Source organism: Rheinheimera riviphila (assembly GCF_004005945.1).
GTDB lineage: Bacteria > Pseudomonadota > Gammaproteobacteria > Enterobacterales > Alteromonadaceae > Pararheinheimera > Pararheinheimera riviphila.
In genome coordinates, this window is sequence record NZ_SACS01000008.1 from 1 (window position 1) to 11,871 (window position 11,871).

Annotated in this window: 9 protein-coding genes; 3 read left to right on the forward strand and 6 right to left on the reverse strand. The window is 49.7% G+C overall.

All coding sequences use genetic code 11. From position 1 onward, the window contains the following. Positions 1-194: 194 nt before the first annotated feature. Together prsT and EOE67_RS08875 are read right to left on the reverse strand one after the other, a co-directional pair. Entirely contained in the window at positions 195-2,948 is a 2,754-nt protein-coding gene (gene prsT, locus EOE67_RS08870) for an XrtA/PEP-CTERM system TPR-repeat protein PrsT (RefSeq protein WP_164852263.1), read from the reverse strand. 56 nt (positions 2,949-3,004) lie between these two features. Continuing rightward, positions 3,005-3,265: an acyl carrier protein gene (locus EOE67_RS08875; protein ID WP_068065958.1), complete on the reverse strand. Its 261-nt coding sequence runs from the start codon at positions 3,263-3,265 to the stop codon at positions 3,005-3,007. Between the two features lie 137 nt (positions 3,266-3,402). Between EOE67_RS08875 and EOE67_RS08880 the strand changes: the two genes are divergently transcribed. The 3 genes from EOE67_RS08880 to EOE67_RS08890 all read left to right on the forward strand — a co-directional run bounded on the left by EOE67_RS08880 (position 3,403) and on the right by EOE67_RS08890 (position 7,770). After that, entirely contained in the window at positions 3,403-4,962 is a 1,560-nt protein-coding gene (locus EOE67_RS08880) for an acyl-CoA ligase (AMP-forming), exosortase A system-associated (protein WP_240652760.1), read from the forward strand. Continuing rightward, positions 4,949-6,247, forward strand: coding sequence for a pyridoxal-dependent decarboxylase, exosortase A system-associated (locus EOE67_RS08885; protein ID WP_127698750.1), 1,299 nt, complete (start codon positions 4,949-4,951; stop codon positions 6,245-6,247). The genes EOE67_RS08880 and EOE67_RS08885 overlap by 14 nt, the downstream gene beginning before the upstream one ends. An 89-nt stretch (positions 6,248-6,336) precedes the next feature. After that, positions 6,337-7,770, forward strand: coding sequence for a right-handed parallel beta-helix repeat-containing protein (locus EOE67_RS08890; RefSeq protein WP_164852264.1), 1,434 nt, complete (start codon positions 6,337-6,339; stop codon positions 7,768-7,770). A 39-nt stretch (positions 7,771-7,809) separates the two neighbouring features. Here the strand turns inward: EOE67_RS08890 and EOE67_RS08895 are convergent, their stop codons facing one another. The 4 genes from EOE67_RS08895 to EOE67_RS08910 are packed head-to-tail and all read right to left on the reverse strand — an operon-like array spanning position 7,810 to position 11,763. Then, on the reverse strand, positions 7,810-8,715 hold the full coding sequence (locus tag EOE67_RS08895; protein ID WP_127698752.1) for a hydrolase 1, exosortase A system-associated: 906 nt from the start codon (positions 8,713-8,715) through the stop codon (positions 7,810-7,812). Continuing rightward, positions 8,708-9,511 carry an alpha/beta hydrolase family protein gene (locus tag EOE67_RS08900; RefSeq protein ID WP_127698753.1) on the reverse strand — a complete coding sequence of 268 codons (804 nt, stop codon included), beginning with the start codon at positions 9,509-9,511 and terminating at the stop codon, positions 8,708-8,710. The genes EOE67_RS08895 and EOE67_RS08900 overlap by 8 nt, the downstream gene beginning before the upstream one ends. Further along, positions 9,504-10,700: a GNAT family N-acetyltransferase gene (locus EOE67_RS08905; protein WP_127698754.1), complete on the reverse strand. Its 1,197-nt coding sequence runs from the start codon at positions 10,698-10,700 to the stop codon at positions 9,504-9,506. The genes EOE67_RS08900 and EOE67_RS08905 overlap by 8 nt, the downstream gene beginning before the upstream one ends. Next, positions 10,684-11,763, reverse strand: coding sequence for a sugar-transfer associated ATP-grasp domain-containing protein (locus tag EOE67_RS08910; protein WP_127698755.1), 1,080 nt, complete (start codon positions 11,761-11,763; stop codon positions 10,684-10,686). Before EOE67_RS08910 ends, EOE67_RS08905 begins: the two co-directional genes overlap by 17 nt. Positions 11,764-11,871 lie beyond the last annotated feature (108 nt).

Here is an 11,871-nt window from a genome sequence, read left to right on the forward strand (position 1 = left end):
CCATCAGATCTTCAGGAGATTTGCAGTCAGCTAACAGCTGATCCAGTAATTGGTCTGTAATTGGCATTCTTTATCCCTTCCAAGGAGTTAGGTAGAATGCCACTTACACAGATTTTTTTACAGACTCAAAAAATCAGGCCTCAATTGAGGCCTGATTAAATTTGAACAGTCACTTCATTCATTGAAGTGGCAAATTACAACAAAGCTTTTAACGCATTCATTTTATCTTCGCTTGGTTTGTCAGTCGGTTTTACTTTGTCGAGCATCGTTTTCGCGGTATTTTTATCACCGGTTTTGATTAAGGCGTCGATATAGTTCAACTGCACCGCAACATTGTCCGGTCGGATCCGTAACGACTTTTCAAACTGCTCCAGTGCCTTTGCCTGTTGGCCAGTAATGAATAACACTGTGGCGTAGGTATCCAGCACGTCCGGGTTTTCCGGGGCCAGTTTGATAGCTTTTTCGATATGAGGTAATGCTTCAGTGGTTTTTTGCTGTTCCAGTAAAGTCCAGGCCAGGTTATTCAGTGCCGCCACATTCTCTGGCTGCGTATCTAATACCTTAGCAAAAGCAGTGGTCGACTTTTCTTTGTCGGTGCCGAGCAGCAGGTTGCCATAATAGATTTGTAACGCTGAATCATTTGGCTTGTAGTTAAAGTGTTGTTCAATAAAGGCTTTTGCTTTTTGTTCCGACATCGTTTTGGCGTAGATATCGGCAATCATCAGCGCCGTAACGCTGGCTTGATTTTGCTGATAACTGCCGGTTAACGCCACTAAAGCTTGTTCCGGTTGTTTATCAGCCAGCAATAACCGACCTTTAACAAAGAGGGCGTCAGCTTTGGCTGCTTCTTCGGCAGATAATTTTTCAAGCTCTTTCAGCGCTTCTTTATACTGACCCATTTCGCCCAGTAACTGCACTCTGGTGCCATACAGCACTTTGTTGTCTGGTGCTTTGGTCAGCTCGTCGCTGGTCAGTTTCAGCGCTTTGTCCAGCTGTTTGTCCAGAATCAACATCCGTAAATAGGTATACAACGAGTTCTGATCTGCTGAATTTTGGGCAAACCACTTTGCTGCCGATTCTACGGCCGCCTTGCTGTCTTTTAACACAGCGCGCTGATGTTCAATAAACAATGCCCAATGGAATGAGTGACGTTCTGTTTCTACCTTGCCGGTGGCATTGAGCAAATCCAGACCTTGTTGATGTTTACCTTGGTCCGCCAACATCCGGGCATATAACAAAGCCGCTTGATAATCGGTTGGTTTGTCTTTATTCAACGCTTCTGCTTTGGCAAGGGCTGCGGTTGCATTATCGTTCCTGGTCAGTGCGTATAACTGTTCCAGCGCCGGCAGATAAGTTGGGTGTTTTTCCAGTAAGCCGGACAAGATTTTAATTGCATCGTCTACTTTGTTGGCGGCTTGTGCCAAGGTCGCCTGTAATAATTGGCTGAACGGATGTGTTGCATCCACTTTCAGCGCTGCATCAATATGCTGTTGAGCCAACAGGTTATTGCCTTGCAGGAAGGCAATATAGGCCTGCATATTCAGGCTGGAATGTTTCAGCTTGTCGTCATTTTCCCAGCTTTTCGCCAATTCCAGTGCCTTGTCGTATTGGCGTTGTTGCAGGTAGGCTGTCACCAACACCATTTGGGTCTGTTCTACCTGAGGTGCCAGCTTAGCAGCTTCTTCCAGTGCCGCCAGACCTTGTTGCTCCATGCCCGGAATACTGAGTTTCAGACTGCCTAATGTCATCAGGTCGTCGGCGGTGGCTTTGCCGCTTTTTTCATATTTATCAACTAACTCTTGCGCCGCGCTGTCTGAGCGTTGTTTCACCAACTGAAAGGCGGTTGCGGAAACTAACTGCAAATCGGTGGCTGCATTGTCATTGCTCAGCAGTTGTTGCTGTGCGGCTGCGGTGTCGCCGAACTTCAGTTTTAATGCCACATACAGCTTTTGCGCCGGCGGGTAGGTGCCGAGCTGGCTATGTACAGCCTGCAGGTGGTTTAAAGCTTGTTGCTCAAGGCCAAGCTGCGTTGAAGAAATGGCGGCTAAGACGCGGCTACTCACAGAGTTCAAGCCGTTATCGATGGCAATTTCGCTGGTTTCTTTGGCTTTTTGGAAGTCTTTGCGTTCGAATTCAACCACCGCTTTTAAATAGTTGGCGAGTGGCTGTTTTGGGAATATTTTTAATAATTTAACGATTTCTTTATCGGCTTCGTCGTTTTTATTGGTCGCAATATAACTCTGCGCCAGAATCAATCGTGCCAGATGGGCACCTGGGTTCAGTTTTAAATAAGCATTAAAACTCTCAATCGACGCATCATATTGCTTCAGCACATTTTGCAGTTTTGCTTTGAGTAACAACGCATCATTATAGATGTGATGTGGCGCCGTGATGCTGCTCAATGCTTGTAATGCCGCTTCGTGCTGACCGGACATCACCTGCGTTTGTGCTTCAACCATCGCTTTAATCGCCGGATCGGCAGATTTGGCAAGATCAGCAAAAATTGCTTTGGCACCATCTGTATCCGAAGCTTCAATCAACGATAAGGCATGATACAGCTTCAATGTATCTTGGACGTCTGCCGGCAACTCCGGGTGTGCCGTCAGGTACGAGCCAACTTTTTGATGTTGACCTTGCAGGAAATAACTTTGGGTCAGTGGAATGGCGAGGGTCTTGCTGTCGAGTTTAAATTCAGCGGCGCGTTCCAGTTCTTTCGCGGCTGAAGCGGCATCACCGGCTTTTAAGTAAATCATGCCAAGTTCAAAACGTAACCGACCATCGTCCGGCTGCTGTTGAATGGCCGACTTTAATTCGATAATCGCCGCCGGAATTTCATTATTGGCGGCAAACTTCAGCGCATCCTGCAGATGCTGCTCGCTGTCTTTTTTACCACAACCCTGCAGCAGCAATGCCGCTGTGATACAGGTTACAAGGAGTGTTTTTTTCATGATTCTGTTCCATCGATTTACGAAAATAAAAGAAGACTTCAGGCCATCATTCCGCGTTAGCAGGTAGCGTGATGTTTGTTTTGTACAAATTGGCATAAGCTGCCAAAGGTTGCAAAAATTTCTGCGCTTAACTCGTCGTCGTCAAACTGAAAACCATAATGATCTTCCAGCATGGTTAAAATGGTCATAATACTGGCCGAATCGAATTCCGGCAGTGCGCCAAGTAACGGCGAAGAGGGTGTAAATTGGGTATCGAGAGCGAGGGCAGTTTGTAGGATCTGCTGCACCAGCGATTGAATTGTTTTTGGTTGGTCCATTACCCGGAACTCCAATAGACATTTGGTGTTAACGCATTGTACTCTACCACATTATTAACTTAAGCAAAGCCCCCGAACCTGGCCGGTGCCAGCGCATTATCTACGGGATTTGTGTCAAGCATGGATGAGTGGTTCAATTGCCGGTAAATTTTATCAGTCAGTTCAGCGAACACGCGGCGGCTCGCTGGCCGGAGCGCATCGCATTAATAGCCGGTAGTCAGCAGTTAACTTTTGCGGCGTTACACCAACAAGTGTTGGCTTGTAGTTTGTTGTTAAGTCAGCGCGGGTTAAAAGCTGGTGAGCGGGTGGTGCTGGCAGCGCCAAAACAGCTGGAACTGGTCGTGATGCTGCTGGCGGTGGCCAGACTTGGCGCCGTGGTGGTACCGGTGCATGCACAGTTAAAACCGGCGCAGTTGGCGCATGTGCTACAGGATTGTCAGGCGTCGCTGTTGATGACCAATCAACATCGGCTGACTCAGTTGCAGGAACTACAGCTGCCACTGCCCGAAATTAAAATATTGCTGACCGAGACTTTGTCACAGGCCATCACCGAGATACACACAACTGGCGTAGAACGAGTCCCCTGCATTGCGACTTTGGTCGCCAGCGATGTCGCCGCCATTATGTATACTTCTGGCAGTACCGGTTTACCCAAAGGGGTGGTGTTGTCACAGCAGAACTTAATGTTGGGGACTTTAAGCGTATGCCAGTACTTGCAGTTAACCAGTGACGACGTGTTACTGGCGCTACTGCCTTTTAGTTTTGATTATGGTTTGAATCAACTGCTGACCGGACTTTATTGCGGCGCCACTGTGGTGTTGCTGGAGTATTTGTTGCCACAAGACGTGGTCAAAGCCGTGGTGCAACATCAGGTGACTGGTTTAGCCGCGGTGCCGCCGTTATGGTCTGCCCTTGCCAGAGCAAACTGGGGTGAACAAGGCGGGGCTTCACTTAGATTTATTACCAATTCCGGCGGTGCAATGCCGCAGCCGCTGCTCACGTCATTGCAGCAGATTTTCCCCCATGCCAAACCCTATTTAATGTACGGCCTGACTGAAGCCTTTCGGTCCAGCTATTTAGAACCCTCAATGCTCACGGCAAAACCAGGCTCAATCGGCAAGGCCATTCCTTTTGCCGATTTACTGGTGTTGCGACCCGATGGTAGCGAGTGCGCTGCCGATGAGCCGGGCGAACTGGTACATCGCGGGCCGCTGGTCAGTTTGGGGTACTGGAATGACCAACAACGCACCAACGAGCGGTTTCGGCCGGATCCGGTGCAGCCGACAGCCGTCATCAACAAAGCGCTCGCGGTGTGGTCGGGCGATGAAGTCCGCCGTGACGCCGAAGGTTATTTATATTATCTGGGGCGGCTGGACGAAATGCTCAAATGTTCCGGCTTTCGCATCAGTCCGGCTGAAGTTGAGCAACTGGTGTATCAATCTGCACCCCAACTTTATGATGTTGCGGCTATTGGCGTGCCGTTTGGTGATACCGACAGCGCCGTGTTATTACTGTATTGTTGTGACGCGCCGGTGGATGAAAAAGCCTTACTGGCGATACTGCGACAGCAGCTGCCGCATTATATGTGCCCAAAAGCACTGCAAAAGCTTGCTGCGCTGCCAAAAACCGCCAATGGCAAATTAGATCGTAAATCTTTGCGTCTGACTTATAAGGATTTTTTCGGTGACAACGCCTAAGCCAGCTGATCTCCAGTTTGCACCAACCCCAGAACCGCTATCGCCGTTACTGGCCACTCAACCGCAACTCGCGGTGCCATTAAGCTATTTACAGACCGTTGCAGGCACACTTCAGATTGGTGGCAAGTCGATGCAACAAATTGCTGATGTGCTCGGCCAGCAACGATTTTATGCCTATGACCGGCAGGCAATCACCCAGAAAATTCGGCAATTACGCAGCAAAATGCCAGCGCAGTTAAAGCTTCATTATGCTATTAAAGCCAATCCATATTTGCCGGTGGTACAGCACGTTGGCACCTTGGTGGATGGTTTTGATGTGGCGTCGCAAGGTGAGTTATTGCTGGCGCTACAAACCGGCATGTCGGCGGCAAAAATCAGTTTCGCAGGCCCTGGTAAAACGGACGCTGAGCTAAGAGCAGCGCTGACTGCCGGTTGTTGTGTGCATATCGAATCGGTCGGCGAATTACACCGGCTTTGTGCTATTGCAAGCCAGTGTGGGCAAATCGCGACCATCGCGCTGCGGGTAAATCCGGAATTTGAATTAAAAGCCGCCGGTATGAAAATGGCGGGCGGCGCTAAAGCTTTTGGTATTGATCAGCAGCAAGTGCTGGCGTTGTTGCCAAAGCTTTCGGCGATGCCGGTGCAGCTGGTTGGTTTTCATTTGTACTGTGGCTCCCAAAATCTGCAAGCGGACGCTATTTTGCAGACGCAGCAGCAAATCATGCAGTTATTGCTGCAACTGTTGCCGCTATGTCCGACGGCGCTGCAATTTGTCAATTTGGGTGGTGGTTTAGGTGTGCCTTATTACAGCAGCGATCGTGCGGTAGATTTGGACAAGCTGGCTGAGGGCTGGGCAGAGCTATTCGAGAAACTGCCTGCAGAATTGCAACAGCTTGAATTTATACTGGAATTAGGGCGTTACCTGGTCGCCGAAGCCGGTGTCTACGCTTGCAAAGTGGTGGATATCAAACAATCGCATGGCCAGACCTTTGTGGTCTGTAACGGTGGTATGCACCATCATTTGGCGAATTCTGGTAATTTTGGTCAGGTGATCCGGCGTAATTACCCGGTGGCATTCGCCGACAAACTAGACCAGCCATTGGTTGCAGCGGTGCAGGTGGTTGGACCGCTTTGCACACCACTGGATGTGCTGGCCGATAAAATTCAATTGCCCAAAGCGGAAGTCGGCGACTGGTTTGTGGTGTTGCAGTCGGGGGCTTATGGTGCCACGGCCAGCCCACAGGCGTTTTTGGGGCATGGCGTGGTGGCGGAGATTTTACTTTAATCGCGCTTTGAACATGTAGGCAATACCAACTGGTGTTGCAGCTGGTTATCTGACGGGAACCCTGAGCAAATTCAGGCAGGATGAATACAATGCGCAAGTATCTTTTATGGTCGGGTGTGGTAGCAAACCTGCTGTTGGTCGTTGGTTTTTTATTGTGGGCGCGTAGTATTTACTGGTTGGGTTTACCGCTGCCGCTATATAGCCAAAAAGTTGCAAATGATATTCGGGTCAATTATCCCAGTGTGGCTTTTGTCACGCCGATATTGGATTTTTTTGCCGGTTTCGAACATAAGAACTTTTTATACCGGCCATTGGATCCAACCAAGTGGCATGGCGCTGGCGCTCATCCTGATTATCAACCGCCAGCCGCAACCAACATCGTTACAGTCGGCAATATCACCGAACTTAAAAAAGCCCTGCGCGAAGCATTGCCCGGCCAGCAAATTGACGTTCTGCCCGGGCGTTATGAATTTGACCGGACCATGGAAATCCGCCAAAGCGGTGCCGAAAATAACCCGATCCGATTAACCGGCCGCAACCTGCATCAGGTTGAGTTTTCGATGAAAGGCGAAGGCTTATTGATTTTGCAGCCATATTGGCAGATTGAAAATATCAGTTTTATTGGTGATTGTGATATTCATGATCGCTGTCAGCACGCTTTGCACATTGTTGGGCGCGCCAACAATGTCGTGATCCAAAACAATGTGTTCCGCGATTTTAACTCGGCGCTTAAGGTCAATGGCAATAAAGGACATTATCCGGATTTCGGGCTGGTCAACAACAATACCTTTTATAATACTGCGCCACGGATCACCAAAGGCCCGGCGACGCCGGTGGATATCGTTGCGGTAAACGACTGGCGGGTCAGCGGCAATTTTATTTTTGATATTCAAAAATCTGCTGGTGATGAAGTCAGTTATGCCGGATTTATTAAAGGCAATGCGCATCGTGGCGTGTTTGAACGTAATTTGGTGATGTGTGAGGCCAATTTAAAAGGTGGTGGCCATACGAGCCTGGGTCTTTCTTTTGGTGGCGGCGGTACTGGTAAGCAATATAGCCGGGATGAAGTTAGCCGCGAAAGCAGCAAAGGCGTGATGCGTAATAACATCATTATGCATTGCCCGAACGATGTCGGTATTTATCTCAATGAAGCCCACGACACCTTGTTGGAAAACAATATTGTGTATAACACCGTCGGGGTTGATGTGCGATATGAAGACAGTACGGCGGTGCTTCGTAATAATATTATCAGCGGCCGGGTGATTAACCGCGCTGGTGGGTCACATCAATTGCAGCAAAATCTGATTCAGAGCCGTAGTTTTTTCACCGGCCGCGATCATCTGAAAGATTTGTTTAATTCGGCTGACTTGGGTGATTTCAGTTATCTGGAACCGTTAGAACTAACACCGGAGCCGACCCATGCCGGTGACGGTGTGCTGACCGATTATTGCGGCAAGCTGGTGCAGGCGCCGTACATTGGCGCCTTTGCTGATCCACAGTTTTGTGCGCAAAAACTCGACTAAGCGGGTCGTTGCAGCTGGTTCAGTGTGGCAAGTACTGGTTTATTGTGAAAAATTCTGCAAAAGCCAGTCCTTAATCACGCGCTGTAACTGTAAAAAGTGGGTGGCATCGCTACAGGTATGGTTGGCTTTGGCTACGGTTTTGGTGGTGGTGTGCCGGGCAATTTGTTGGCGTTGTGTTGCTGGCAATTCAGCCAGCAACGATGCACATTCTTGCGCCGTCAGGTCATTTTCACTCAGTGCCAACAACACTGGCTTTGCATACTGCTGCCAGTTGTGCAACATCGCTGGCAAAAACTGCTGGTTTGAGCCTTGTGTCGGCTGTAGATCTGGGCTGCCGTTAGCATTTTTTGGATTCAGATTTGCGCGGGCCTGCCACCAATACTGCAAAAACTGCTGCAGACTTTGCAGTGGTTGACTCCGACCACTGAGTAATTTTTGCCAGAATTCCGCAGACCATAACCGCTGCCAGTAGTAAAACCGCACCATGGTTTTGGCGTGATTTTGCTCAGCGCGACACCATGGATTCAGGAGTATCAAACCAGCGGTTTGCGGCAATAGCTGTTGATTTAATAAGATAGCGCTGGCGCCGTCGCACAGACCGAATAACAACCAACGTCGGATCTGTGGTTGTGCCTGCTGCGCTGCCGTCAGTATTTCCGGCAGCCACTGCGCATGCTGGATAAAGTCTGCTGGTTGGCCTTCTGCATCGCCATAACCGGGAAAATCAAACCGCAAGCTGCTGATCTGTTGCTGCTGTAAGTAACTCGCGAGCTGCTGTTGCATCCGATGGCTACCGGCACGAACCTGAGCGCCGCCACTTACCAGCAAAACCGCGATGTCACTTTGCCCTTCGACAAAAATACCCAGACTGCGGTTGCCGGCAATCGACAATGGCAGCAGCTTGGGTTTCGAATGTTCAAGCGCCAGTTGGCTTGGTTCAGTCATGCTGATCACCTTCCAAAAACTGCAGGCTTTCCTGGATTAACAGTGCCACCGGCAAAGGCTCTTGCTGTAGCCAAAACGCCGGTAACGCCAACAACTTTTGGCTGCTGGTCGCTGCGTCTGCATCAATCTGCAGCCAGGCATTGGTGGCAGGGATTGGCAGTTGTGGCAAGGTCGAGAGTTCCAGCCAGCATAGGGTGTGATGTTGCCACTGGCTGAGGTCTGGTTTAAGTGCATTGATCTGGCGATAAAATTTCGGAGTGATGCTGTAACCGGCAATGTCGACCGCTAGGTCCTTGTCCAGCAACTGTGAGGCCGAAGGCGCTTTTTCCGCTTGCAGTAAATTGCTGGCTTGATGTTGGCGGAACAGCTGCTGTAAAAATTTCTGACAATCAAGCTGCGGCTGCCACAACAAGAGCTTTCCGGGCTTGATCTGTTGCATCAAAGCCGGCCACATCCCAAGTAACTGCAACGCGCCAAAGCGACAAGCCAGCAGATGAACCGGCTGTGGTAGTTTGGCACTTTCGAGCCACTGACATAAATCCTGCTGCCACAGGTTGAGGTCACTATCGCTGAAATCGCCCTGGCTATCGCCGGTGCCATAAAAGTCCGGCAAATAGCAGGTCCAACCGTTAGCTGCAAGTTGTTGGCACAGTTCACTGAATAGTCTTCGGCTGCGATTGGCTTCTTCGGCGAACGGCGGCAAAATCAGCAAAGTCTGACCGTTAGGGGTTGTGCTTTGCCAGCGAGTCATTAACCACCAGCCCAGTTGTCCTTGTTGATATTCGGCGTTAATCATGTTGCGATCCGGGTGCTTGAATTAACTGCCGTCTCTGCCGCAACGTACTCAACTGGCGCAACTTGCAGCGAAACCCTTGTGTCAGATATTGCAGCCAACCACTGAGGCTTTGGCAATGAAACAAGTCCAGCTGCAGCAGCGGCAAACATTCATCCATCCACTGCGCTTTGTAGTCATCGTTGCCGGTTAAAAAGTCGATGTTGGTGACGTTGTCCTGCGTCATCACCTCATCAATCATCGCTGCCATCAGCACAGTGCCCGGCGATAGTGTATCAAATGCTTGATCCTGCGAAAGTTTGACGATAGCCGCCTGTTGTTGCTGCACCAGCCAGAACTGAAAAGCGACCGGCTGATCATTGATGAGCAGCAGCCCCAGCCGCAATTGGCCTTGCTGACTGCTAAATTCCAGCAACCAGTTGATAAAATCCGGACTTGGCTCTGGTTGTTTCCAGCTGCGCTGATAAATATGCCAATAACTTGCCAGTAACTCTGGCGTCAGTTGGCGGTGAATTTGAATGGCGGCACCTTGTTGCAGCAGTTTTTTCTTCTTGCGCCGAATGGTGTTCACCAGCTGCGACTGGCGTTGTTGCCAATAGTCGGTATGGTTTGTTGCTGCGGCGCGCCAGTTGTGGCCAAAAGGCGAGACCAAAGTTTTTATGCTGGCTGGGCATTGCTGCTGAACCTGTGTCGCAGTGGTCTGCGAAAGCGGTTGTAACCGCAGTTGCTGCCATTGTGGCCACAATGTCGATATTGCTGCAACGAGTAGTGGCCATAGTTTGGTCTGTTTTAGCGGTGCAATGCCGGAGCTGAGAGCAGGCACAAAATCTGGCATCAGCGGCGCAAATTCCGGACTGTAATAATTACTCAGCGCCAACAAACTGTGGCTATCGTCACTGGTCCGAAGCGGCAGCAAAACCAGCAACTGCTGATGGTGGTAAATCTGCAAAAGCAAATAGCGGCTGCCTTGGTTGACACCGTTTTGCTGCTCAAACTGTTTGAGCTGTGAAAACCAGCGGAGTTGTTGTAACCAGGGCCAACCGCTTGCAGCAGCCGGTTCTAGGCTCGCAACCGTCTGCTCGTCCGGCCAGTCGCCTGCGCAATGATACAAGATGCCATCAAGGTTAAAGCCAGGCCGTGATCCGGTAGCTGGCGAACCGATATGCTCTGTGGATTCAGCGTGTTGTGTCATGGCCTCGCAACCATTGATCAACCCGTTTGAGTGGCAAATCAATCCGGGCGCAGCCAATCTGATCCGGTTTGACGTTCAGTTCAATCATCTTCGGGCCATCGACCGCAATCGCCACATCAACGCCCGCTACATTGACATGCGGAAATGCCTGTAGTGCACGTGCGGCTAATGCCAGACATTCTGGCCAGAACGGCAGTTGTACATCGGTGATTTGACCGCCGGTATCGGGGTGACAGCTGGTTTGTAACAGCGGATTTTTGGCGTTGGCGGCATATTGTAAAATACCGCTGCTGATATCGACCGGGCAGCACATACCGCCGCTGCTGGTATTATCAACCAGACTGCCTTTACGGCCAACCCGTAAAAAAGCGCCGCCAATTTTCACTTCACCACGCGCCTGATACAGCCAGATACGCAAGGTATTCACCGAATGTGGGTTAATGGCCGACAACACCGGATGTTGTTGTAAATAATGCTCAACGATATAGCCATCAGGATTTTCTGCGGCGAGCTGCCACCAATCACTGATTTCGGTAATGGCGTTGCTAAATGGGTGGGTGAACAGCAGTCGGTCATGAAATTCGATGTTAAAAGCGGCAAAACCAGCACCGCCGTAACCTTCAACTGGTTTTAGACAGATACGCTGGCCGACATGTAGTTGGCAAAGCCTTATAAAATCATCGAGGGTACAGAGGGGTTGTCCGGACTTCTGTACACCAGCGCGATGGTGCAAAAAACCAATAAATTCTGGCGTAGGCACTGCCAACAGTTGTAAAACAGCTTTTTCCACCACTTTATGCTGTGAAGTCTTTTGATAAGGCCGACTGTTCCAGCGGTCGATAAAGTTGTTATATTCCTTTTTATTTGTATGTAACCACTTGTCTTTAAATGGAATTTCCGGACGCCACCAACGTGCCTGCAGGTAATAACCGGGTCCGATATCGCGAAAAATAAACAATAGGATCATTTCCAGCAGTTGTCGCCATCTTGGCAACGACGGAAACTGTTGTGCATTGAGGTGCAGAAATTTCCAGGCATTTTTTACGTCGGTTAACACTTGCATAAGACATCCGGTTCAAGTAGCTGACACCATGTGTAAAGGTGTTTAAAAACAGCAAGTTTTGGCGTATGGGCTACAAAGAAACAGCCTATGGCAAGATTAAAGAGTTTT

Excerpts from the sequence above, each read along its gene's own strand:
- prsT (WP_164852263.1), bottom strand. The coding sequence starts at position 2,948 with ATGAAAAAAACACTCCTTGTAACCTGTATCACAGCGGCATTGCTGCTG.
- EOE67_RS08875 (WP_068065958.1), bottom strand. The coding sequence starts at position 3,265 with ATGGACCAACCAAAAACAATTCAATCGCTGGTGCAGCAGATCCTACAA.
- EOE67_RS08890 (WP_164852264.1), top strand. The coding sequence starts at position 6,337 with ATGCGCAAGTATCTTTTATGGTCGGGTGTGGTAGCAAACCTGCTGTTG.
- EOE67_RS08895 (WP_127698752.1), bottom strand. The coding sequence starts at position 8,715 with ATGACTGAACCAAGCCAACTGGCGCTTGAACATTCGAAACCCAAGCTG.
- EOE67_RS08900 (WP_127698753.1), bottom strand. The coding sequence starts at position 9,511 with ATGATTAACGCCGAATATCAACAAGGACAACTGGGCTGGTGGTTAATG.
- EOE67_RS08905 (WP_127698754.1), bottom strand. The coding sequence starts at position 10,700 with ATGACACAACACGCTGAATCCACAGAGCATATCGGTTCGCCAGCTACC.
- EOE67_RS08910 (WP_127698755.1), bottom strand. The coding sequence starts at position 11,763 with ATGCAAGTGTTAACCGACGTAAAAAATGCCTGGAAATTTCTGCACCTC.